The sequence below is a fragment of the Polynucleobacter sp. JS-Mosq-20-D10 genome (genome assembly GCF_018687755.1).
In the GTDB taxonomy this organism is placed as follows: Bacteria; Pseudomonadota; Gammaproteobacteria; order Burkholderiales; family Burkholderiaceae; genus Polynucleobacter.
In genome coordinates this window covers 829,845-851,092 of record NZ_CP061305.1, presented here as the reverse complement: position 1 = coordinate 851,092, position 21,248 = coordinate 829,845, and the positions used below count along the sequence as shown (strand labels likewise).

26 protein-coding genes and 2 tRNA genes are annotated in these 21,248 nt (G+C 44.1%); 6 read left to right on the top strand and 22 right to left on the bottom strand.

Features of this window, described 5'->3' with window-relative positions; all coding sequences use genetic code 11:
• Positions 1-132: 132 nt before the first annotated feature.
• The 10 genes from FD967_RS04375 to FD967_RS04330 all read right to left on the bottom strand — a co-directional run bounded on the left by FD967_RS04375 (position 133) and on the right by FD967_RS04330 (position 6,075).
• Positions 133-513, bottom strand: a complete 381-nt coding sequence (locus FD967_RS04375; RefSeq protein ID WP_215326912.1) for a rhodanese-like domain-containing protein — start codon at positions 511-513, stop codon at positions 133-135.
• Positions 514-609: 96 nt separating this feature from the next.
• On the bottom strand, positions 610-801 hold the full coding sequence (locus FD967_RS04370) for a DUF2892 domain-containing protein (RefSeq protein WP_215326911.1): 192 nt from the start codon (positions 799-801) through the stop codon (positions 610-612).
• Complete coding sequence (locus FD967_RS04365) at positions 798-1,136, bottom strand: helix-turn-helix transcriptional regulator (protein WP_215326910.1); 339 nt, start codon at positions 1,134-1,136, stop codon at positions 798-800. Before FD967_RS04365 ends, FD967_RS04370 begins: the two co-directional genes overlap by 4 nt.
• A gap of 11 nt (positions 1,137-1,147) precedes the next feature.
• A complete protein-coding gene (locus FD967_RS04360; protein WP_215326909.1) occupies positions 1,148-2,125 on the bottom strand; it encodes a sulfurtransferase in 978 nt (325 codons plus the stop codon).
• Positions 2,126-2,135: 10 nt separating this feature from the next.
• On the bottom strand, positions 2,136-2,762 hold the full coding sequence (locus FD967_RS04355; RefSeq protein WP_215326908.1) for a hypothetical protein: 627 nt from the start codon (positions 2,760-2,762) through the stop codon (positions 2,136-2,138).
• Between the two features lie 8 nt (positions 2,763-2,770).
• A complete protein-coding gene (locus tag FD967_RS04350) occupies positions 2,771-3,004 on the bottom strand; it encodes a hypothetical protein (protein WP_215326907.1) in 234 nt (77 codons plus the stop codon).
• A gap of 18 nt (positions 3,005-3,022) precedes the next feature.
• Positions 3,023-3,589: a YeeE/YedE thiosulfate transporter family protein gene (locus FD967_RS04345; protein ID WP_215326905.1), complete on the bottom strand. Its 567-nt coding sequence runs from the start codon at positions 3,587-3,589 to the stop codon at positions 3,023-3,025.
• A 1-nt stretch (position 3,590) separates the two neighbouring features.
• The gene (locus FD967_RS04340; RefSeq protein ID WP_251369094.1) at positions 3,591-4,133 is read right to left on the bottom strand and encodes a YeeE/YedE thiosulfate transporter family protein; all 543 of its coding nucleotides are present in this window, start codon (positions 4,131-4,133) and stop codon (positions 3,591-3,593) included.
• A 325-nt stretch (positions 4,134-4,458) separates the two neighbouring features.
• Entirely contained in the window at positions 4,459-5,736 is a 1,278-nt protein-coding gene (locus FD967_RS04335; RefSeq protein WP_215326904.1) for an NAD(P)/FAD-dependent oxidoreductase, read from the bottom strand.
• Positions 5,737-5,745: 9 nt separating this feature from the next.
• Positions 5,746-6,075, bottom strand: coding sequence for a c-type cytochrome (locus tag FD967_RS04330; protein ID WP_215326903.1), 330 nt, complete (start codon positions 6,073-6,075; stop codon positions 5,746-5,748).
• A gap of 344 nt (positions 6,076-6,419) precedes the next feature.
• On the opposite strand from FD967_RS04330, the gene FD967_RS04325 reads away from it, so the two are divergent.
• On the top strand, positions 6,420-6,728 hold the full coding sequence (locus tag FD967_RS04325; RefSeq protein ID WP_215326902.1) for a high-potential iron-sulfur protein: 309 nt from the start codon (positions 6,420-6,422) through the stop codon (positions 6,726-6,728).
• Positions 6,729-6,790: 62 nt separating this feature from the next.
• Here the strand turns inward: FD967_RS04325 and FD967_RS04320 are convergent, their stop codons facing one another.
• The 7 genes from FD967_RS04320 to FD967_RS04290 form a co-directional block, all read right to left on the bottom strand.
• Positions 6,791-7,510 (bottom strand): Crp/Fnr family transcriptional regulator, encoded by a 720-nt coding sequence (locus tag FD967_RS04320; protein ID WP_251369093.1) that lies wholly within the window; start codon positions 7,508-7,510, stop codon positions 6,791-6,793.
• 97 nt (positions 7,511-7,607) lie between these two features.
• A complete protein-coding gene (locus tag FD967_RS04315; RefSeq protein ID WP_215326901.1) occupies positions 7,608-8,624 on the bottom strand; it encodes a cytochrome d ubiquinol oxidase subunit II in 1,017 nt (338 codons plus the stop codon).
• 3 nt (positions 8,625-8,627) lie between these two features.
• The gene (locus FD967_RS04310; RefSeq protein WP_215326900.1) at positions 8,628-9,989 is read right to left on the bottom strand and encodes a cytochrome ubiquinol oxidase subunit I; all 1,362 of its coding nucleotides are present in this window, start codon (positions 9,987-9,989) and stop codon (positions 8,628-8,630) included.
• Positions 9,990-10,343: 354 nt separating this feature from the next.
• Complete coding sequence (locus FD967_RS04305) at positions 10,344-10,844, bottom strand: hypothetical protein (RefSeq protein ID WP_215326899.1); 501 nt, start codon at positions 10,842-10,844, stop codon at positions 10,344-10,346.
• 4 nt (positions 10,845-10,848) lie between these two features.
• Positions 10,849-12,231: a phage integrase SAM-like domain-containing protein gene (locus FD967_RS04300; protein WP_215326898.1), complete on the bottom strand. Its 1,383-nt coding sequence runs from the start codon at positions 12,229-12,231 to the stop codon at positions 10,849-10,851.
• A gap of 123 nt (positions 12,232-12,354) precedes the next feature.
• A tRNA-Arg gene (locus FD967_RS04295) sits at positions 12,355-12,431 on the bottom strand.
• Positions 12,432-12,466: 35 nt separating this feature from the next.
• Positions 12,467-12,543, bottom strand: a tRNA-Pro gene (locus tag FD967_RS04290).
• 60 nt (positions 12,544-12,603) lie between these two features.
• Between FD967_RS04290 and FD967_RS04285 the strand changes: the two genes are divergently transcribed.
• Together FD967_RS04285 and FD967_RS04280 are read left to right on the top strand one after the other, a co-directional pair.
• Positions 12,604-12,969, top strand: a complete 366-nt coding sequence (locus FD967_RS04285; protein WP_215326896.1) for a hypothetical protein — start codon at positions 12,604-12,606, stop codon at positions 12,967-12,969.
• Between the two features lie 90 nt (positions 12,970-13,059).
• A complete protein-coding gene (locus FD967_RS04280) occupies positions 13,060-15,165 on the top strand; it encodes a TonB-dependent receptor (RefSeq protein WP_215326895.1) in 2,106 nt (701 codons plus the stop codon).
• A gap of 8 nt (positions 15,166-15,173) precedes the next feature.
• Here FD967_RS04280 and FD967_RS04275 read toward each other — a convergent pair whose 3' ends face one another.
• The 5 genes from FD967_RS04275 to FD967_RS04255 all read right to left on the bottom strand — a co-directional run bounded on the left by FD967_RS04275 (position 15,174) and on the right by FD967_RS04255 (position 18,918).
• Positions 15,174-15,701 (bottom strand): chromate transporter, encoded by a 528-nt coding sequence (locus tag FD967_RS04275; RefSeq protein ID WP_215326894.1) that lies wholly within the window; start codon positions 15,699-15,701, stop codon positions 15,174-15,176.
• On the bottom strand, positions 15,698-16,279 hold the full coding sequence (locus FD967_RS04270) for a chromate transporter (RefSeq protein WP_215326893.1): 582 nt from the start codon (positions 16,277-16,279) through the stop codon (positions 15,698-15,700). The genes FD967_RS04275 and FD967_RS04270 overlap by 4 nt, the downstream gene beginning before the upstream one ends.
• Complete coding sequence (locus tag FD967_RS04265; protein ID WP_215326892.1) at positions 16,276-17,103, bottom strand: hypothetical protein; 828 nt, start codon at positions 17,101-17,103, stop codon at positions 16,276-16,278. Before FD967_RS04265 ends, FD967_RS04270 begins: the two co-directional genes overlap by 4 nt.
• A 58-nt stretch (positions 17,104-17,161) precedes the next feature.
• Positions 17,162-18,067: a polyphosphate kinase 2 gene (gene ppk2, locus FD967_RS04260; protein ID WP_215326891.1), complete on the bottom strand. Its 906-nt coding sequence runs from the start codon at positions 18,065-18,067 to the stop codon at positions 17,162-17,164.
• A 65-nt stretch (positions 18,068-18,132) separates the two neighbouring features.
• Complete coding sequence (locus FD967_RS04255) at positions 18,133-18,918, bottom strand: 1-acyl-sn-glycerol-3-phosphate acyltransferase (RefSeq protein ID WP_215326890.1); 786 nt, start codon at positions 18,916-18,918, stop codon at positions 18,133-18,135.
• A gap of 84 nt (positions 18,919-19,002) precedes the next feature.
• On the opposite strand from FD967_RS04255, the gene FD967_RS04250 reads away from it, so the two are divergent.
• Genes FD967_RS04250 through FD967_RS04240 form a run of 3 tightly spaced genes read left to right on the top strand, consistent with a single transcriptional unit; the run spans position 19,003 to position 21,248 of the window.
• Entirely contained in the window at positions 19,003-19,812 is an 810-nt protein-coding gene (locus tag FD967_RS04250; protein ID WP_215326888.1) for a UDP-2,3-diacylglucosamine diphosphatase, read from the top strand.
• Positions 19,809-20,837 carry a glycosyltransferase family 1 protein gene (locus tag FD967_RS04245; RefSeq protein WP_215326887.1) on the top strand — a complete coding sequence of 343 codons (1,029 nt, stop codon included), beginning with the start codon at positions 19,809-19,811 and terminating at the stop codon, positions 20,835-20,837. The genes FD967_RS04250 and FD967_RS04245 overlap by 4 nt, the downstream gene beginning before the upstream one ends.
• 9 nt (positions 20,838-20,846) lie before the next feature.
• Positions 20,847-21,248, top strand: a complete 402-nt coding sequence (locus FD967_RS04240; RefSeq protein ID WP_215326886.1) for a diacylglycerol kinase — start codon at positions 20,847-20,849, stop codon at positions 21,246-21,248.

The window sequence follows — 21,248 nt, the reverse complement described above, 5'->3', positions numbered from 1 at the left end:
GGCCTGCCCAGCACGATTCGAACGTGCGACCTACGCCTTAGAGGAAATTGTAGCCGCTCGAATATCCAATAATTTCAATTGCTTACAGCATAAGATGGCCAATGTTACAGGGTGTATCGGTAGAGATAATTCTTACTCAAATTTAATTGCCTCTGGCTTAGCCACAGGATTACCCGCCCCAGCCCACGCATCAAATCCACCGGCAATTGACTGAACATGCAAATAACCCATCTCATGTAAAACTTTAGAGGCTAATGCTGCTCTCCCACTATTTTTACAATACAGAACTATTTTTAAACTACGTGCACTCAATTCAGGGTCATTGCTCAACTTAAACTCCAGCAACCCTCTTGAAATATGAACAGCTCCTGGGATATGGCCATTCATATATTCATCAGCCTCCCTAACATCGAGCAATACATCAGAATTCTGAATAGCTAATTGGGCATCCGCCAAGCTCACCTCATCAATCGCAGCTTTAGCTGCGGTGACTAGATCATGTGCTGTCTTCATTGATTTCCTTTTAGATATTTTGCGTATATACGTTTATACGCATATATTATTAACATAAGCTCTCAAGAAAACCTGAGGAAGCTACAGCAATTGATCTCAACCACAATTTCTGCCGGTATTAATTCCTAGCAATGTATAAGCTGGGCAGAATTTAAATAATCCTGTTGCTAGTGGCACAACGCCAATCCAACCCCAAACACCCACAGTTCCCGTTGCTGCTAGACCAAGCAATACCAGGCCAACGACTATACGTAAGATACGATCAATACCACCGACATTGCATTTCATATTAAGACCTCTTTTGGTTGTGTACTGCAATAATTTTGATAAAGCACATTGATTACCTCTAAAGCTACTCGATTGGAGAGAGAGTAGTAAATTTGCTTTCCCTCTCTTTTGGTCGTGACTAACTCTTCATTTCTCAATACAGTGAGTTGCTGAGACAAAGTAGGCTGATGAATATCAAGACACTCCTCTAACTCACTTACACACATTTCACCTTGACTAATCTGGCATAACAACATCATCCGATCTCTATTCGACAGCACTTTCATCAAGCGGCAGGCATCTTCGGCTGATGAGTGCAGCATTTTCAGATTCAAGGTGGCCTCAAGGACTGACATAGTGGACACCCTTAATTCAGTGGCACGCCAACTAATGGACGACCTTCCAAAGTCCAAAGATATAAAGAACCATCATATAACTTGGTGGATTTATTACCCACTAACTCTGACATCACAAACCAACCGCCAGAGGCTAAGTGACCAGTATTGCAGTAGGCAATGGTTGGACCCTTGCTGCTTAAACCGTTGGCTGCAAGCAATGCGTCATAAGTCTTCTTTTGCCAAAAATACAATGCACCATTGCTTGGCCTAGCTAATAACTCAGGAGCTAATTCTTTGGAGCCCGCAATATGGCCAAAGGTTAAGACATCAGGACGTTTTGCAAGTCCTAAGTATTGAGCAGGCTGACGAGCATCCAATAATTGTGGCTTGCCACTTTTTGATGCTGCAGCTACTTCATTAGAACTCGCAATTAGTTCCTTACGCTCTGCTTTTGCAATCCAATTTCCTGTGGCCTTTGGAGAATTGGCAATTGTAAATTCACGACCCTCACTTAACCATCCTGCCATACCGCCATCCAATACCGCTACTTGATCCTCGCCATACACCTTGAATGACCAATAAGTTCGCAATGCTTCATCTATATCAGACATATCTTGTCCAATAGGAACGAGGACGATTGGTTTATCGGAATTAATTCCCAGAGATTGAACCAACTTCTCAAAATCTGCTTTTTCAGGAATCAGATGCTTAATCTTCTTGCCATCTACTAAACGCTCAACACGTACTTTCTTAAAGTCCAGGAGCGTTGAATTAGCAATATGGCCACCAACCTCTACGAGGAATTTCTTACCAGTTTTTTTATCTGTATCAAACTCCGGACTTCTGAGGTAACTTGCTAAATCTGTTCTCACTTCAATGACTTGAACCTCAGACATATTGTTTGCCAACCAGTCGGCGCTAACAACCGGACCAGGTAAGGTAATTGCCTGGGCTAAGCTTACTAAGCTTATTAGAACTAAGGCTAAAAGCCACTGAATCTTTTTCATTTCCACTCCTCTAGGAATTGACAACTAACAAATGGTCTGAGATACGTTCCATCAGATCAATTTTGCATTCGGTTAATACATGATGTTCTTTTGAATTTAGGACAAGCTCTCGATTACCCTGCTGTGCTACTAGCCGTGCAATCTTTTGATCGCGCTCTAAAATCAATCCTTCAATCTCTTTAGCAAATAATTGGATCAAAGCGCCGATCCACTTAGTCACTAGAGCCATGCGCCCTTTTGTCACCATTTCAAATCCCTGAATGGACTTCACCACCATTGTTGAATCTGCCATCTCCTCACCTGTCACCCACTGGTTCGTAGTAAACAGACGAGTTGGCAATCCCTTTTGGTTTAATGCAATCCCAATCAGATGATGAAAGCCTTTTGCATTACGCTTAATCACATGAAAATGACCGTGCTCCCCATTAGGCATTTCATCAGCAGAATGTGCGTGGTAATAAAACTCATAACCACTCACTTCATCTACCAAGTCATTAGCGGGGTAATGTTGCCATTCAACAAATGCCTTGGCACCGCATAAAGCAGCCTCACTTAAAGTACGCCCAGACTCTGCGTACTTCATTTGAATGCTTGCCAGCTCTTGAGCGGCCAACCAAAGATTAGATTGAATTAGCATTTTTATAATTACTCTGCAGCTTTACGCTTTTTAGGGCCGCAAGGATTGGCTGGACCGCATGGGTTAGCTGCTTTTTTCTTCGCAGGACCGCATGGGTTAGCCGCCTCTTTTTTTGGTCCGCAAGGATTCTTTTGCTCTGCACCTGCTGGTGTTGTGGGGGCATCAGCAGACTGTGCTAGCGGAGCTGCTGCCAAACCAGCTAAGGCCATTGCTAATGCTGCTACGGTAGATTTCTTAGACATATATTTCCTTTTAAATAATTAAACTTGTGAACTGACGGGGCCTTTAGATTTGCTTTCCATCCAAGAGCCCAATACAAATACGCCGACTGCTGCAATGACCATGCCAATATCGATCGATAAACCTGAGATATTGAAGGCATCTGGTAATGCGTCAGCTTTTGCGTATTCTCCTAAAGTGGTTAAGAATTCAATATTGGGATAAATGCCCGCAAACAATACTGTGCCAAGCATTAAGCCAACCAAGAATATCGCCGCATCAATACGCCCAGACATCAAGCCCACTACTGATGTACCTGGGCAATATCCACCAATCGCAAATCCAGCACCGACTAAAGCCCCACCTAACGCTGCAGCACCTAAAAATGCTGGTGGCACAAATAAGTTACCCGCATCCACCCATCCAAAATGTTCTAAGGCCATTAATCCCACCGCAGCAAACACAATGGCTGTGAACATCACCTTAAATACAGACCAGTCTGTTAAACGAAACTGGCCTGTTAATTTATTCGGGTTACCAAATCCAGCACGCTCTAATACAAACCCAAAGCCTGCGCCCAAAAGAAGTCCCGAAAGAATTTCAGTCATCTTATTTCTCCTCTTTCAAGAATCGACTTGCTATTAAGCCTACTGCAAAGAATGTTCCCAAGAAGGTAAATCCAGCCAAACTCAATACTGCTGCGCCAGATAAACCAAGACCACTAGTGCAGCCCGCAGCAACCCGCGCTCCAAAGCCCGCCAAGATGCCGCCAAATAAAGCCGTCATAGGACGCTTAGAGCCACCTAAGAACTTTTTGCCATCAAGCTGAATATGAATCCTCTTTGCTAAAAATGCGGATAACAAAGCGCCTATGGCCACACCCACTACCTGCCAAGTAATCCAAGCATTTAAGGGCTTGCCCTCTTCAACCATACCGCCTAAGTAGTCGTTTGCATTAGTTGCCACTGGAGCGACATACATTCCAATCCAGGCTACTACGCGTGTTGTAAAGCCTGTAGCCCCAAGACCATGACCCGTAACTACGAAGGTGGCTAACAAAACCATCCCCAGTAGAATTCCCGCCAACAAAGGATTCATATAGGGCGCTGGTTTGTGTACCTTAACGTTTTCTACCATCTTAGTTAACCTCATTTAATAAATTAATAATATATTAATTTATATATTATTAAAGACGACATACAAAGTCAATGCTTAAATTGAAGTAAAACCGATGTGACCCTAAAGTTTTTGATCTAGATCATAAAAAAGGAGCCTAAGCTCCTATTTATTAGTCATGAGCACGAAAAGTGCTTTTTATATTCACACTTAATGGCCTTCAAACTAAACGCATCCCCGTCGTCCCTGTTGCGCTCTTGGTCCTTAGTAACTAGTGATGTCAGCGCATGACTACTAAGCAGAGCATGAGGTGGGCATTAAAAAGAGGCCGAAGCCTCTTTTTAATTGTCAAACCCTTTCATTAACCCAAACTATCTGCCCAGATGTTATGCGCCCAGCCCCAAGCATAAATACCTTCGAGTACTGTTGGCGCTGGAGATAATCCACCAGATCCTGGAACAGTTTTATAGGTTTTCTCGGCGGCGTTATATTGATGAACGCTAGCAACGTGCACCACTTCTCTACTGTTGACAAAGCTATAGCAAGTATTGGTAAGAACAGGGGCAGGATTGACTTCCCAGCCACTAAGCTCGGCCACAATCGCAGCAGCAGCCACTTTGGCATGTTGATTGGCCATATGACCAGACTTAGGCATCAGTGGTGCAATCTGAATCGAGTCTCCTAGTACATGGATATCTTTTTGAGCGGTAGATTCAAAGTTAATGTAATTCACATTGACCCAACGACCATTGGAATTGGCTAAGCCAGTTTTGACAGCAATTTCACCAGCTGCCATCTGGGGTAGCAAATTGAGTACATCAGCTTTGACATCATCTTGCACTTCGAGTTTGACTATCTTATTTTTAGCATCAACACCAACAACATTGTGCTTAGGTAGATATTCAATCATGCCAGCGTATTGCTCAGCCCATACTTTTTTGAATAAGCCCGCTTTAGATACTACGTCTTGATTGGCATCTAAAATTAAGACCTTGCCCTTTGAGTTATGTTGCTTGAGATAGCTTGCAACTTGACAGGCACGCTCGTAAGGGCCAGGAGGGCAGCGATAAGGCGCCTCTGGAATACTAATAACGTAAGTACCACCTTCACGCATCGCAGCCACTTGCTTATGCAGAGCCACGGTTTCTGCGCCTGCTTTCCAAGCTTGTAGAGTTATGCCGTCCTTATTGGCCTGCGCCAGACCTTCAATAGTATTCATGTTCAAACTAATGCCGGGAGAGACCACTGCTTTGTCATAGCGCAATGTTTTTCCGGAGGCGAGTTTCACGGTCTTTTGAGTAGGATCAATACTGACTACGCTATCTTGAATAATCTTAATTCCATGACGCTTACTAAGAGTGTCATATGGCGAGGTAATTTCTGCCATAGTTCGTGAGCCGCCAATGACTAAGTTAGACATTGGACAGGAGATAAAGGAAGTATTTGGCTCAATCAGGGTAACCCTGGCAGTATTGTTGGAGAACATGCGTAAATATTTGGCAGCAGTAGCACCGCCATATCCACCGCCAATGACTAATATTTCTGCTTTTTGCAAACTAGCTGCTCTGGTTTGACCAGAGAGACCTGCAAGTAGACCTACTGCTGCAGCGCTATGACCTATAAAATGTCGACGATCCATGACGCCTCCTTATTGTTTTTTGCCAAGCTGATTGGCAATGGTGATGAGTTGTTCGTCTGTATAGCCTTTAGCAAGTTGCGGCATGATAGTGCCCTCTAAAGCTCCAGACTTATATGCCTTTAATTTCTCCAGCATTTGCGCGCTAGTGAGATTGTTAATTAGTGGCATGCCTCCATCAACCACCCCCTTACCATCCGTGCCATGACAGTTAGCGCAGGTAGCAGCAAGACCGCGTTTATAGAGTTGGTCGGCAGTTTGCGCGAAACTTAGCGCACTCCATTGACCAAGGCCAAGCAAAACACTCACCACAACTATTGGTTTTAAATACTTCACTTGCATAGGGATTGTCTCCGTCTTACATAAAGCTGTTTTAAGGGGTAATACTTAATAACCTCATACTAATCAGGCAATCTCGAAATTGGTGTTTCCACTTAGACTGATTTTTACTTTATTAGGGTATTCACTACAACGTTAGTGAATTCATCAAGAATCTGCAGTCATTCAGTTGTAAATAAGGAACATGATTTAAATGCATATATACGCATTTATGCATACCCCATTAATGTACCTGCAAGAATTAATAAACTTCATACTGAGAAACCCCTATTGCGGGTGACTTTACTGCCTTTAATATGCTTTTTAGTAAGTATTTGAAGTTCCTTATGTTTAACCTTGGAGTCCGTATGAAAAATAGTCGTCGCCAATTTATGATTTTGTCTGCTGCTGGTGCCTGTACGCTGGCTTTGAACGGTAAAGTTCAAGCCCAAGCCATGGTTGCTGAAACTGATCCACAAGCCGCTGCTTTAGGTTACAAAGCGGTTGCCACAACTGTTGATAAGGCAAAGTATGCAAAATATGCTGCTGGTCAAGAGTGTGATAACTGCGCATTGTTCCAAGGTAAAGTTGGCGATGCAACTGGAGGCTGTTCTTTATTTGGAACTAAGAAAGTTGCTGGCAAAGGCTGGTGCTCTGCTTACGCCAAGAAGGCTTAATTTCTGCATTCGCATTAATGCCATTACAAGGCTGCTTCGGCAGCCTTTCTTTTTCACAAAAATTAAAGGCCGCGCTCTGAAAAAGTACGAAGTGCATCAATATTGGGGACTTGGACTGTAAGCCTAGTCACATTTGATATGAGCCCTTGCTCTGACATAGATGCTAAGGCCCTGCTAATGGTTTCAAACTTTACATCCATCATCAATCCCATGTCTTCGCGCTTAAACAATGGCGCAACTGCGGAATGACCAGATGGCTTTGCTAGCTTCAGAAAAAACCGTGCAAGCCTAACTTCGATCCTACCGGTATTAATCTCAGAGAACCATGACTCCGATTGCGATAAAGCCTCACCCCATTTTTTAACGATTTGACGATGAAGGCGTGGGGACTCCTCACCAAGGGTAGAAATAATATTTTTAGGAATTCTGCAAAGACGAATATTGGTTAGAGCTGTCGCAGAGTGAGAGTAAAGATCACCCAATAAAGCTTCCATACCAAATAAATCACCAGGAGTCACAACGCGAACAATCCTCGTGGAACCATCTGGATTGAGATGGAGCAACTTTATATAACCCTCCCGCAGAGTGTATAGATGTGATGCTGAATCATTCTGGGAATAAATCAATGAATTAGCTTCATACTTTAGATCGTCAATTGGGGCATGTATTTTCGAAAAGTCTTCCTCGTTTAACTCTGCAAATAAAGCAGAGTTTCTGATAGAGCATGACCCACAGTCGCTCTGACCTTGCCACGCAATCTTGATGTCTACCGGCTTCATCATGACGTTATCTTCAAATTACTTTATACAGTTTTATGAATATATGCGTATATACGCATGAGATCATATACAAAGTGAATAATAAGCGAGGGAAACAAGCCTAATAATAAGTGAGCGCACTAGCTTTACCCTTAAATATCCGATATGAAAAAAGCGTATATCCCAAAATGGCTGGGAGCACGATAATTGCACCCCAAAAAATTACCCATAGAGATTCGGTAGCCGCAGCAGCTTGCCAGAGGGTCATTTTTCCAATAATGACATATGGAAAAATACTATAAGCAATGCCAAAAAATGCCAGCCAAAAAATCGCAACAACACAGGCAAATGGTAACCACTCCCGCTTACTAGCACCCCGCTCTAAGGATTGGATGCAGTGATTTGTAAGCAGGAACAAAATAGCGGTTGCGAGTGGTACCGGTGAGAGCCAAAGAATTTGTGGCCAAGCAAACCATTTGTTCATGATTTCAGGGCTAAAGTATGGCGTGGCAGCCGAGACTAATGCAATACCAAATCCGGTGAGCCATAAACTGGTTTTAGCCCATCGAAATGATTGCTGCTGAAGCTGTCCTTCTGTTTTTAAGATCAGCCATGTTGATCCAAGCAGCACGTAACCGGCTGGTAAACATATCCCAACTAGCAGTGAAAAAACCCAGCCCAAAATTCCCGAATCAAACCCCACGATCAGGCGGCCGATCATGATGCCCTGAGAGACTGAAGCAATCAAACTGCCGATGTAAAACAATAAGTTCCAAAGTGGCTTTTGCTCAATATTGACCTTGACTCTAAAGTCAAATGACACACCTCGCAAAATTAATCCCATCAACATGGCTGCTACAGGTAAGTAGAGCTCAGTCAGTATCGGCCCATGAGCCAGTGGAAACGCAACGAGTAATAGGCCAACACCTAAAACAATCCACGTTTCATTGGCATCCCAAAAAGGGCCAATCGATGCAATCATCATGTCTTTATCATGGTCTGTTGCACGATTGAGCAGCATTCCAATTCCTAAGTCGTAACCGTCCAGAACCACGTAAGACAGCATGGCAAATCCCATGGCAACAAAGAAAAATAGCGGGAGCCAGACAGTTGCTTGGGTATAGTCAATTGAGGTCATAGCTTAAGTCCTAAAAAGACTCCACGAAGTTTCAGATTGCTTTTCAACTTGAGTTTTGGGACTTTCTTTATCGTCAGCCTGGCGAGCCAGATAGAAGACCACCCAAATGTAAGCAGCTAGCAAACCCACATATAGAGTTAAGTATGCAAAAAGAGTAGAAAAGACCATGCTTGTTGGCAAAGTGGTTGCAGCTTGTGCAGTGGTCAGCACTCCAGTTACCAAATAAGGTTGTCGCCCAATTTCGGTTACATACCAACCAGCCAACACGGCAACCCAGCCTGAAAAGGTCATCAGCACTAAACCTTTGGCCAACAACTTTGGTAGAGGCCGATTTTGACGCATCTGCCAACGTCCCAACCATGAAAATAAGAGCATTAAGATACCAACGCCAACCATCACTCTAAAAGCAAAAAATACAGGGGCAACAGGCGGAATCTTATCTCCGAAATCATTTAATCCCTTGACCTCACCATCCCAACTATGGGTTAAGTAAAAAGACGCCAACTTAGGAATGCTGATCTCATAGTCGTTAGTACGAGTTTGTTTATTGGGTATCCCAAAGATTACTGCAGGCACACCAGTGCCGCCATTCCAAATTCCCTCCATAGCGGCTAGCTTTGCAGGTTGATGATGAAGCGTATTTAGACCATGTAGATCTCCAAGCATAATTTGAATAGGCGTTAAAACCATGGCAGCAGTGAGCGCCATTTTCATCACCATCAAATTTGCTTCCGAGCGGCTATTACGAAGGTAGCGGTAAGCAGAAATACCGGCTAAGAAAAACGATACTGTTAAAAATGAAGCTAACATCATGTGCCCCAGGCGATAAGGCATCGATGGATTAAAGATGATGGCTATCCAATCAACGGCATGCGCTCTGCCATCAATCATGGTAAAACCCTGCGGAGTTTGCATCCATGAATTTAAAGCAATAATCCAAAAGGCTGAAAGGCTCGTCCCAAAAGCCACCAAAAAAGTAGCTAATGTATGCACTCTTTGCGAAACACGCTTTGCACCAAATAGCATGACGCCTAAGAAAGTTGCCTCAAGGAAAAAGGCTGTTAGGACTTCATAGGCCAATAATGGACCGGCAATATTGCCAACGGTTTCCATGTACCCAGGCCAGTTTGTTCCAAACTGAAAGCTCATCGTGATACCACTCACGACACCTAAAGCAAATGTTAAGGCAAAGACTTTGATCCAGAACTGATATGCCTCTTTCCAGCAATCTAACCTAGTCCTGTTGTGTTTAATCTTGAAGTAGAAAAGGAACCAGCCTAAGGCAATCGAAATAGTCGGGAACAAAATATGGAAGGAAATATTTGCACCAAACTGGATTCTGCTCATAATAAGTGTGTCCAACATCCTATTGCCCCTTATTTTTGATGTACTTTTTTATTATCCTCTTAACCACTATGAATTGCTGAGCTTGGCTTTATACCCATCTCATTTAATCGACCGTTAAGACAATGCGAGCGTCAAACCTCAAAATGGATTAATTTACGGGGAGTTGATGATGGCTGACCTATAATGCCGTGAAAATTAATGTGTAATGTGTGTGGAGTTTGCCTACACACTTTTTAGCATGCCCAGCGTTACTTTAAGTAACGCTCAGAACTCCAAACCTCACCTTTAGTCTCAAAAGCCTTCTTTTTGTGACTTTTAGGTCGAGTCTAGGTTCTCTGGTTATGAGAGCGCTAAATCCTAAGACCACTTTAACTATCGCATACCTGCCAGAACTAGTTCTTTCATCACCTGATCTTGAACCCGCTCTACTATAGAGGCTTTGCATTTTTTACTATTTGTGTGAACCTCAACTGTTACTCCAGCAGTCTCTACTTGAATCACTACTTCCCCACTCTTAATTGCTACCCTATATTGCGCGGTATAGCGTGGTACTAATTCATCCTTAATAAACTCTGCTTTGACTTTGAGGGTGATCTTTTTACTCTTAATATCCCAATAGCCTTTGGTTAAATCATCCTTGCACCGTTTTATCAATGTCTTGGTTGATTCAATAGCTGCTTTTTTATCTACCTTTTTAAATGCTGCTAGCTCTGGACTCAAATCTTCACCAGACTTTAGTCTTGCCAAGACCTGCTCAAAAAAATGTAAATCAGCCACTCGATTAGCGGCCTTAGCTAGAGCGGCTTCTGCTTTACGAACAAAAAAGGCAGTGACTGGCAGCATGGTCGTGTGGGATGAATGCTTTTTATTCATAAGCTTAAACTTTACGCTTGCTATTGGTTAAGAGCTCTTGTGCAAGCTCTTTGGCGGCTGATGGATTTTGCTCTTGCAATGGAATATGGATACCCGTTGTCAAAGCGATGAGGCCCATCATATTGGCCTTAGCTGGATTCATATACTTTAATATCTCAGCATCTTGAGTGCCCCCTTCTTTACTACTAGGCGTCTTACCCGCCAACTTATCAGCAATCATCAAGACACTTAAATGGTTGTAATGCTTTTGCAGCATTTCAGCGCTGGTTCCCATTTGCGCCTCCAACTCCTCATAGGTATAGCCCTCTAGGATGCGCTGTGTAGCGTAGTAGTGACGCAGGCTATATAAGCTGCGCTCTTGGGTATCTTTACCGTTAGTCAGCATGCCTGCAGCTCTAATGCCATCCCCAAAGACGTTAACAAAGCTATAGGGGCGCTCGCCACTGCGCATTCTGAAAACATACTCGCTGCTTTTCGATTCAATTAACTGATCAAGTGTGAGCTTGGCAAATGCGGGTTGAAGCTCTCTGAGTTTTTCTAAAACAGGCCAAAGCTCATGACGAGCAATGATCTTGCGAGCACCTGTTTTGCCCTGTGGCAAATGAATGTGAATCAGTCTGGAATGGTCTTTTTCCAAAAACTCAATATGGCGCCACTGTAGCTCTTTAGTCTCTGTACCAGGACGCACGCCCGTACTAGCCACAAATGCTACAAACAAACACAGTAGTTCACGTAGATCTCGAGTAGCCTGGCTTCTCCCTTCAGTTGTCCACTTTTGAAGGTGCTGCTGCAGGGCGATTAATTCATCGTGAGTAAAAAAGCCTCTAGCCTCGCCTGCCTCACCAGTGTTCTTGTATTTGGGACGCAAGAACTCAGTCATATAACCACTCTCAATGGCGTGATCAAAAACAGTGTTAAGAGCTAGGTTGTGGGTATTTTGAGTACTTTGCTTTAGGCGACGGCCAATGCGCTCATAGCGCCAAATATCAAATTCATTGAGTACTGCAGGTGTAATCCGATCTACATTGAAATTACCAAAAAATGGAATCAGGTATTGATCAATTGCTCTGTAATAGTCGGCAAACTTCTTCTTGCCGGTGCCGTGCTTGATTTGCTCTTTGAATTTTGCACTGACTACTTCAGCGACTGCTTTGAACTTTTTGCTCACTACAGGAAAGCCTCTGCGCTCTGCTGCTCTTGTATCCGCAGCAAAATCTTCAGCAATCTGTTTAGCTTGTTTTAAATCAGTAGTGCCTGTGCTTTTACGCAGCCACTTATTTAGAGATTGAACCTTGTAATGTATTTGCCAACTGGTAGTGCCCGCTCTACTAACTAAGAACAGTTCTTTTTCGCGCAACACAACGGTTGTTTGGGCTTTTTTAGACATTAGTTTTAACAGCAATTTAACTAGTCTTTATTGTACAGCCTACCAATCAAACTGTGCAATGACTGTGCAATGGACTTTTGCACCCCAGCGGTTGAACTAAGTCATTGTTTTTACTAGGAAATTTGGCCTGCCCAGCACGATTCGAACGTGCGACCTACGCCTTAGAAGGGCGTTGCTCTATCCAGCTGAGCTATGGGCAGAATATGCTGGGTATATCTAGAACAATAAGGGAAAGTGGTCGGAGTACAAGGATTCGAACCTTGGACCCCCTGCTCCCAAAGCAGGTGCGCTACCAGGCTGCGCTACACTCCGACGGAATCGATATTCTACACCGAGATGCCCTACAGGGGCAAATACTGTAAGATTCGGGGCATGGAAGCCTCATTTTTAAGCAAACTCAGAAAGCAACTCAGGGGCTTCCTTGCCCTCAGTTTTCTGCTTGCTAGCTTATTGGGCACCCATTGGGTTGGCTTTGCTCACAGCATTGCTCACTCCGGCATACACCATCAAAATATTGAACTGAGTTGCACAGATCAAGCAACTACACCTGGCCATAGCTTTGATAGCTGTCATTTGCTTGATGCGCTGACACTTGCTGGATTCGTTGCCTCAACATCCAATCTCTTGCTAACCAGCAACCTCTCTCAGGAAGCTTACTTAGTATCAAACAGCCCTTCACTAGCCCGAATTCAAATTGGGTTATATCAATCTAGAGCTCCGCCTAGCTTCATTCTGTAATTCATCATCGTGCCAAGCGAATGCTTGGGCTACCGATTGATTCAATGCATCACCCTTATTAGGTGCATTTTTCAGAATGAAGGCTTCACTATGCAGCACCCCCATCTTTTTTTGAGCAAGCAAAAACTCATTTTTATTCTGATCTCTGGATTATTGAGCTCAGTCACCATCGCCCAATTAACTGTCCCAGACTTAGAAATCACTGCAACGGGATCACAAGAGGCTACTCAGAGCATTCTGACGCCAACGAAGGTTTTACAAGGTGATGAGCTACTCAATAAATTGGGTACAACCTTAGGCGCGACACTAGTCAATGAGCTTGGCGTATCTGCGACGGGATATGGCGCAGGCTCATCTCGACCAGTTATTCGAGGTCTTGAAGGTGCACGTGTGCAAATTTTGCAAAATGGTCTATCAGTTGGCGATGTATCTAACATCTCGCAAGATCATGCCGTTGGAAACAATATGCAAAATGCACATCAAGTAGAAATCTTGCGTGGTGCAGCCGCCCTACTGTATGGATCGGGATCTAGCGGTGGACTGGTCAACGTGATCAATGATCGCATCTTAACTAACCTTCCTGATAGGCCAACCGGTGCCGTCAACACTAGCTACGAGACAGTAAACAACGGTAGAGCTGGAGCCTTAGAGGTAGATGGTGCTTTTGGCTCAATAGCCGTGCACGTTGATACCGCAATTAATAATGCCAATAATTACCGCATACCAGGGAACTCAACGCAATCGCAAGGTGAGCCCGCGGGAGGGTGGACTGTTCCACCGGATGGAAACGGTGGCAATAACTACTCTGGCAAGTTGCCAAATAGCTTTAGCAACCAGAACAATTTAGGCGTTGGCGTTTCTTATATAGGTGAATCTGGCTATACAGGAGTTTCTGTAGAGCGCTTAAATAATAACTATGGTATTCCGACACCTGAAGGTGGCTCGATTAACCAATCACAGAATCGATATGACATCCAGCATCAAACTCGAGATCCATTTACAGGGTTTTCTTCTTTTAAATTGAGTGCAGCTAATTCGAACTATAACCATACTGAATTTAATAACGTGGGTGCAGCTGCTTCGGTTTGGAAGAATATTGCCAATGAGGCACGCCTAGAACTGGCCCACAATCCTATAGTCGGATGGAAAGGTACCTTCGGAGCGCAGATCTCTGCTGCCTCTCTCAACGCCACGGAAGTAGGTACAAATAGTTACGCCATTGTTCCTCCCACAAAAACTAACTCCAATGCCTTATTTTGGATTGAGGAAGGCAAATGGAACTCTCTACAAGGAAGCCTGGGGCTTCGATATAACAATGTTGCCCAGAATCCGAATTTGGGTACAGCTTTAGAGACTCAGCCTACAGCTACCCCCACCGGAACTACTCCCAATATTACTCTGCAGAATCGCAAATTCAATCTCATGTCCTACTCTGCAGGTAGCTTATGGAACTTCATGCAAGGGTATGGAACTGGTGTAGCTTATACCGTGTCGCAAAGAGCGCCAAGTGCTCAAGAACTCTATTCTTATGGTGCACATGAATCCACTGCCACCTTTGACATTGGTAACCCCAACCTCACCAAAGAGACCTCACATAACTTGGAGTTCAATATTCAGAAGACCAGCGGATTACTAAGAAGCAAGGCAAGCATTTATGCCAACCGTTTCAATAACTATATTTATGGTTACTACACTGGTAGCGCTATTAACAATGGCGGGCAACAAGGTGATGGCTTTAACGTAGTGACTGCGCAGCAAGCTGCAGCGACCATCAAGGGAATTGAGGGTGAGCTTACTTACAACTGGAATCAACCCGGCTTAGGTAGTCGAGTGTTTGGCGATGCTTCACAGGGAACTTTTGATGCGGGAGGCAATCTGCCCCTGCAGCCTGCGCCTCGCTTAGGAGCAGAATTAGCGCACCAAAAAAATGGTTGGCTGACGAATGCAACTTATATCTATAGCTACCAGCAGAATCGGCTAGCAAACTGGGATCAAGGCCCTGCTCCAAGTTACAACTTATTAAATGCTGGCATCTCTTATACAGAAAAAGTAAAGGATGTGAACTGGACTGTGTATATGAATCTGAAGAACTTACTCAATGAGCAAATTCGGTATGCCACTACTCCAATGGCTGTGAGACTGTATGCCCCACAACCAGGTAGAAGTCTGATGTTAGGCTTAAGAGGAACCTTCTAAACTTTTACCTATTTTAAATAGGCCATTAGTAAAGCACCAAATCCCCCTGAGCCAAGAATAACCAAGACTGGGTTAATCTTGGTTCTGAGTATCAGATACAGAGTGATTAGGGCAAGCGCCAAGGTAATACCACTCACCACAGATGCCTTGGCAACAGCATAAACACCGGATGACATGAGGCCAATCGAAATGGGCTCAAGCGCATTTTGAATAGATCGTCGCCAAGGACTTTCTCCAAAACGATTCCAGAGCCTTCCCATATAAAAGCACATTAGGCTTGAAGGTAAAAAGAAGGACAGCAAGACCACGCCTGCACCGATAAGCCCAGCAATTTGATAGCCAATAACTAAGACCATCAACATATTAGGACCAGGCGCTAACTGGCCAATACTGTAAATATGGACAAATTGGGTATGGTCTATGCCGAACTGATGTGCGAGTATGGTTTGCATCTCCGGTAACACTGCAGTGCCACCACCAACCGCCAGAACAGACAGTAAGGCAAAGGTCCAAGCCAAGTGAATCAATAGACTCATTGGGGTTGACCTGGTCTATACAGATAGATCGATATCGGCGCCATAATCAGGATCACGTATGGCAGTGAAAGCTTGAAAATGCTCATCAATATAAATGTGAAAACAATAATGGCCAAGGACTTCACGTGACGCCAGTGAGCATCTCCGATTTTGTATGTAATTGCCGCTAGCAAGCCGGTAGCGGCTGCTGCAATACCGGCCAAGATGAGATTGATCGAAGGATGATCTGCTGCGCTGGCGTAAATCATGCCAAACCCAAGCACAAGCAATGAGCCTGGCAATATTAAGCCCAAGGTAGCGATGAAGGCACCCAGAGCACCGCGCAGATGATCACCCGTAAGTACCGCCAAGTTCACAGAATTTAAGCCCGGCATTGTCTGACTAATGGCTAAGTACGCCATAAACTCATCAGTGCTGAGCCACTGACGCTTTTCGACCAAGAGAATGCGTTCGTAGGCGATGATGCCCCCGCCAAAGCTGACCGCACCAATAATTAAAAACTGAGTAAATAAATCACGCAAGCTAGGAGACTTCGACAGCTGAGTCAACTGCGCATTATCTTGAATCCGAGAGTTCACTCAGGTTTTCCGTATACCAAGGCTGTTTTGGTACTGCCAATTTCTAACCAACTTTCTAGTTCAATTTGCAGTTTCTTAAAGAACTTATCAGCGCGCTTGTGCGCTTTAGCTTGACCACGGTTGGCATCATTTAACCGGTAAGAAAAAGCTAGCTCACCAACAATTGGATCGCCTACACTCTTCATCCAGATGGCAATCTCACAATGCGCTTGCACGCCATCACCAAATACTAAGTTGCCAATCGGCAAACATGCCTCAAGAATCTTATTGGTACGACCGCCAACAATTCGGATGGGTAATTTTTTATCAATTGGCAAAGTAATTAAGCCGGGGAAGAACTTGGCAACACTAGCTAGTGACTTTTCAAATAAGCTATCGATTGGTACCGCATCTAAAATTGCATTATTAGAATAAATACTTCTGGCCGTTCCGATTGCATCGCCGCGTAGAATTTCTTCCTTTAGTCGTAAGCGGGACTTTATCGATTTTTTAGGCGTAGGGTCGAATTGATGAGATTTAACCAAATCATCAGTACGGCACTTCAGAGTAACCTCGCACCAGTCATCAACCCAGATGTTTTGTCGGGACTCACGTACGCGCAAAATAATATTGTTAAGTCTGAAATCTTCGCCTGGCGTATCGTAGAAATAAATATTCCGTAAGCCAGTTGTAGCGTTATCAAGGTGAAAAAATTCCACCTTATTGTTTTTGCAAAAACCCAGAATTTGATCGCTTAAGGCAGTGATTCGGCTACGCCTATCCAAGCCCTGAGGCTTAATCAGGAGCTTAAATTCTCTATTGGTAATGCTGTGCTTTGCTTTCAAGTACCGACCCCTTAATCAATATTAAGAGATTAACACCTCGAGTCCTATATTGAGAAAATCAATAGATCTCGGGAACATACATATTTTTTGGTACAGGCCCACGAAGATAATCCGGGTTATGCACTCGCTCAGGCAAGGTAATCTCCGGATGCTCAATTTCCTGATAGGGAATTTGAGTCAGTAGGTGCGAAATACAATTGAGGCGGGCTTTTTTCTTATCGTTTGCAGCGACAACCCACCACGGTGCCTCAGGAATATTGGTGCGCTCAAGCATGGTCTCTTTTGCCTTGGTATAGGCTTCCCAATGACGGCGAGCATCCAAGTCCATTGGGCTCAGTTTCCATTGCTTTAATGGGTCATGAATACGCACCATGAAGCGGCTATATTGCTCATCGTCTGAGATAGAGAACCAGTATTTAATCAGAATGATTCCAGAACGAATAATCATGCGCTCAAACTCAGGAACTGTACGCAAGAACTCTTCATACTCGGCATCGTTACAAAATCCCATAACCTTTTCAACACCAGCACGGTTGTACCAGCTACGATCAAACAATACGATCTCGCCACCAGCAGGCAAGTTTGATACATAGCGCTGAAAGTACCACTGGGTTTTTTCACGCTCGCTCGGTGCATTCAATGCGACGACTCTACAAACGCGAGGATTAAGACGTTGAGTAATTCGTTTGATCGCACCACCCTTACCGGCAGAATCGCGACCTTCAAATAAAACAGCTACCTTGAGTTTATTTTCAACTACCCAATCTTGGAGTTTGACCAATTCACCTTGCAGGCGAAACAATTCTTTAAAGTAGACATTTCGAGGTATGACAGAGGCGCTTCCGCCATCAGGTGATAAACGATCATCGTCGAGCTCCATTTCGAGCTCTTCATCCATGCTATCGAGAATATCTTCCCGAGCGCGCTTGTACCACTCGTCTATTTCTTTATGCTTTGACGTCATATCTCTTTCCGATAGCAATAGTTCTTTGTACCTCTAGGATATGACACTTTTATTACATATACCGTTTATAAGGCTTTAGTAATAGCCTCCTGGCAATAGAGAGCAAGTTCTTTTCGATCAGAATTTTCAGCTTTGTCAGTTAAATAGGGCTCTATAAGGCTTAAATACACCTCTATATCTCGGTTGTTAATGACATTGGACATCGATTCCAGTAACCCTATTTCCCCAATAAAGGCAGGAGCGTCACTCCTCAGACCCGTTAACCTTGACCGGTAAGCAATTGCTATCGGAAAGACTGGTGCATGAGCCAGGATGGCAGATTCAAATAAATTGGGTTTAAACGGCAATACTGACTCTCCGGAGGTAGAGGTACCTTCAGGGAAAATGCAGACTGACTCTATTTTCAGAACCTGAGCCATCTGGTCTACCACTTGTCTCGCATGACGGGCGCTATTTCTTCGGATAAAGACGGTACCCAACTGCTCTGCCATCCATCCAAATACAGGCCACCCCCGCACTTCCGATTTAGCGACAAAACGGACGGGTTTAAATGCATTAATCACATGAATGTCTAACCAAGAGACATGATTTGATGCCAACAAATGAGGCTTAGAGAGCAATTTCTCAGCGCCAATCACACGCAACTGAATATGAAAAATTTTTAATAATTTCTTAGACCATTGTTGTATGCGGCGATCTTTCTGATCTCGATTTAGCCAGGGAAACAGGAGAAATAGTTTGCAGACTCCACAAATCACATGCGTCAGGATTTGCATCCATATCCAATAGCGAAGCCAACTGCTTGGGGCTGAGGTGGGAATTGAGATGGGGTTTGATTGTGAATACTTCATATCTAGCCGTAATATAAATCAAGTCATCAAACTGTCGCAAAAGTGTCATGAGGTCTTCATAATGAATCGGCTTAATACGTACTCATGACGCATTACAGAGCGATTTGGATTTCAGATATACACCTAGGAACATCAGGGTGTCAGGCAAACTACCTCCTCGATTTCTTAAAACATAATGAAGCTGATCAGATTTACCTGGTGGGCGACATTATCGATGGTTGGCGTTTAAAGCAGTCGTTTTACTGGCCACAGAGCCACAATGATGTCGTTCAAAAGTTATTACGCAAAGCCCGTAAGGGTTCTGAAGTTATTTATATCCCTGGTAACCATGACGAAGCAGCTCGGCAGTACTTTGGAATGTCCTTTGGTGATATCAAGGTTCAAGAAGAGGTCATACATACAACCTTAGATGGACGGAAGCTGTGGGTAACCCATGGCGATTTATTTGATGGCGTAATGCAATACGCTAAATGGCTTGCCTATGTCGGCGACTCACTGTATTCCTTCATTTTGTATATCAATCGTTACTTCAATATGTTGCGCGTCAAGATGGGATTGCAATACTGGTCCCTCTCCCAATATCTCAAGCATCAAGTAAAAAATGCCGTCAGCTACATAGCTGACTTTGAGCACATCATGGCCAGAGAAGCCCGCCTAAGAAATTGTGATGGCGTCGTATGCGGCCATATCCATAAGGCAGAAATTCGTGAAATCGATGGTCTGTTGTATTGCAACGATGGTGATTGGGTCGAAAGTCTATCAGCACTAGTAGAGACCACGACCGGTGAACTGAAAATTATCTACTGGACACATATTCATGGTGACCCCGTAGAAGCACCTGAAATTACTCTCCAACCCGAGCTTGCAACACTGATTAAAGAGGCTACTGTATGAAAATAATGATCATTACTGATGCATGGGATCCACAAGTCAATGGTGTTGTAAGAACGCTCAAACAAACAAGGGCTGAACTCATTGGCATGGGTCATGAAGTCGAAATGATTACCCCGACTGGTTTTAAATCTATCCCCTGCCCTACCTATCCTGATATTGCCCTGTCCTTATTTCCGGGAAAAGAAGTAGCTCGCCGCATTAAAGCATTTGCACCCGATGCCATGCATATTGCTACAGAGGGTCCTTTGGGGTTATCAGCACGCTCTTATGCTGTAAAGAATCATTTGCCATTCTCTACGGCCTATCACACGCGTTTTCCTGAATACGTTAAGGCCCGTACCGGAATTCCCTTGGCGATCACCTATGCTTTTATTCGCTGGTTTCATGGTCCCTCAATGGCAGTGATGGCACCAACCATTGTTGTAAAAGATGATCTTGAGAAGTTTGGGCTTAAAAATGTTGTGTTGTGGTCCCGGGGCGTAGATTTAGACATCTTCAAAATGCAAGAGTCCAAAGCCCTCAATAGCGCTCACCCGATCTTTTTATACGTAGGTCGAGTAGCAGTAGAGAAAAATATCAACGCCTTTTTAGAGATAGATCTTCCAGGCTCTAAATGGGTGGTTGGTGATGGTCCTGCCATGGCCGGCATTAAAGAAAAATATCCCAATATCAACTATCTTGGCGTTTTACAGCAACAAGAGTTAGCCAAGGTATATGCTGCTGCCGATGTTTTTGTCTTCCCAAGCAAAACCGATACTTTTGGGCTAGTAATCTTAGAGGCCATGGCTTGTGGCACGCCAGTCGCGGCCTATCCAGTAACAGGTCCAATTGATGTTTTAGGCAACTCTGCTGCCGGCGCAATGCATGAAGATCTTCGAGTAGCTTGTATGCAAGCACTGAAGATCCCTCGAGAACTGGCTAGAGCCCATGCTGAGCAGTTTTCTTGGAGAGCGGCATCTGAGCAGTTTGCCAAGCATCTCAAACCTGTACCCTCCACAGCAGTTCATAGTACCGCTCTCGCTTAAGAATTTATTTTGTCAGCACCTTACAACATTAAACAAAACCCGCATAAGGGTAACCGTGGCCTCACGCGTGCATGGCATGCAGCCAAGAATTCGTGGTGCGGCATAGTCTACGCATTTCAAGAGGAAAGTGCTTTTAGACAAGAACTTTTCCTGCTTGCGGTGCTGAGCCCAGTTGCCCTTTTCTTGCCAATTAGCCCTCTTGAGAAATGCGCCCTCATTGCATCGCTCATCCTGGTTTTAGTGGTCGAACTACTGAACTCTAGCGTCGAGGCGGCTATCGATCGCATTTCATTTGATCATCATGATCTATCGAAAAGAGCAAAAGATTTTGGTTCTGCTGCAGTCATGCTCACCCTACTGATTTCCGCCTTATTGTGGGCAACGATTTGCTTACCCCTTGTCATCAAATAG

Bases quoted from the DNA above. Each gene is read 5' to 3' on its own strand.
- FD967_RS04375 (WP_215326912.1), bottom strand. From the start codon at position 513: ATGAAGACAGCACATGATCTAGTCACCGCAGCTAAAGCTGCGATTGAT.
- FD967_RS04370 (WP_215326911.1), bottom strand. From the start codon at position 801: ATGAAATGCAATGTCGGTGGTATTGATCGTATCTTACGTATAGTCGTT.
- FD967_RS04365 (WP_215326910.1), bottom strand. From the start codon at position 1,136: ATGTCAGTCCTTGAGGCCACCTTGAATCTGAAAATGCTGCACTCATCA.
- FD967_RS04360 (WP_215326909.1), bottom strand. From the start codon at position 2,125: ATGAAAAAGATTCAGTGGCTTTTAGCCTTAGTTCTAATAAGCTTAGTA.
- FD967_RS04355 (WP_215326908.1), bottom strand. From the start codon at position 2,762: ATGCTAATTCAATCTAATCTTTGGTTGGCCGCTCAAGAGCTGGCAAGC.
- FD967_RS04350 (WP_215326907.1), bottom strand. From the start codon at position 3,004: ATGTCTAAGAAATCTACCGTAGCAGCATTAGCAATGGCCTTAGCTGGT.
- FD967_RS04345 (WP_215326905.1), bottom strand. From the start codon at position 3,589: ATGACTGAAATTCTTTCGGGACTTCTTTTGGGCGCAGGCTTTGGGTTT.
- FD967_RS04340 (WP_251369094.1), bottom strand. From the start codon at position 4,133: ATGAGGTTAACTAAGATGGTAGAAAACGTTAAGGTACACAAACCAGCG.
- FD967_RS04335 (WP_215326904.1), bottom strand. From the start codon at position 5,736: ATGGATCGTCGACATTTTATAGGTCATAGCGCTGCAGCAGTAGGTCTA.
- FD967_RS04330 (WP_215326903.1), bottom strand. From the start codon at position 6,075: ATGCAAGTGAAGTATTTAAAACCAATAGTTGTGGTGAGTGTTTTGCTT.
- FD967_RS04325 (WP_215326902.1), top strand. From the start codon at position 6,420: ATGAAAAATAGTCGTCGCCAATTTATGATTTTGTCTGCTGCTGGTGCC.
- FD967_RS04320 (WP_251369093.1), bottom strand. From the start codon at position 7,510: ATGATGAAGCCGGTAGACATCAAGATTGCGTGGCAAGGTCAGAGCGAC.
- FD967_RS04315 (WP_215326901.1), bottom strand. From the start codon at position 8,624: ATGACCTCAATTGACTATACCCAAGCAACTGTCTGGCTCCCGCTATTT.
- FD967_RS04310 (WP_215326900.1), bottom strand. From the start codon at position 9,989: ATGTTGGACACACTTATTATGAGCAGAATCCAGTTTGGTGCAAATATT.
- FD967_RS04305 (WP_215326899.1), bottom strand. From the start codon at position 10,844: ATGAATAAAAAGCATTCATCCCACACGACCATGCTGCCAGTCACTGCC.
- FD967_RS04300 (WP_215326898.1), bottom strand. From the start codon at position 12,231: ATGTCTAAAAAAGCCCAAACAACCGTTGTGTTGCGCGAAAAAGAACTG.
- FD967_RS04285 (WP_215326896.1), top strand. From the start codon at position 12,604: ATGGAAGCCTCATTTTTAAGCAAACTCAGAAAGCAACTCAGGGGCTTC.
- FD967_RS04280 (WP_215326895.1), top strand. From the start codon at position 13,060: ATGCAGCACCCCCATCTTTTTTTGAGCAAGCAAAAACTCATTTTTATT.
- FD967_RS04275 (WP_215326894.1), bottom strand. From the start codon at position 15,701: ATGAGTCTATTGATTCACTTGGCTTGGACCTTTGCCTTACTGTCTGTT.
- ppk2 (WP_215326891.1), bottom strand. From the start codon at position 18,067: ATGACGTCAAAGCATAAAGAAATAGACGAGTGGTACAAGCGCGCTCGG.
- FD967_RS04255 (WP_215326890.1), bottom strand. From the start codon at position 18,918: ATGAAGTATTCACAATCAAACCCCATCTCAATTCCCACCTCAGCCCCA.
- FD967_RS04250 (WP_215326888.1), top strand. From the start codon at position 19,003: ATGACGCATTACAGAGCGATTTGGATTTCAGATATACACCTAGGAACA.
- FD967_RS04245 (WP_215326887.1), top strand. From the start codon at position 19,809: ATGAAAATAATGATCATTACTGATGCATGGGATCCACAAGTCAATGGT.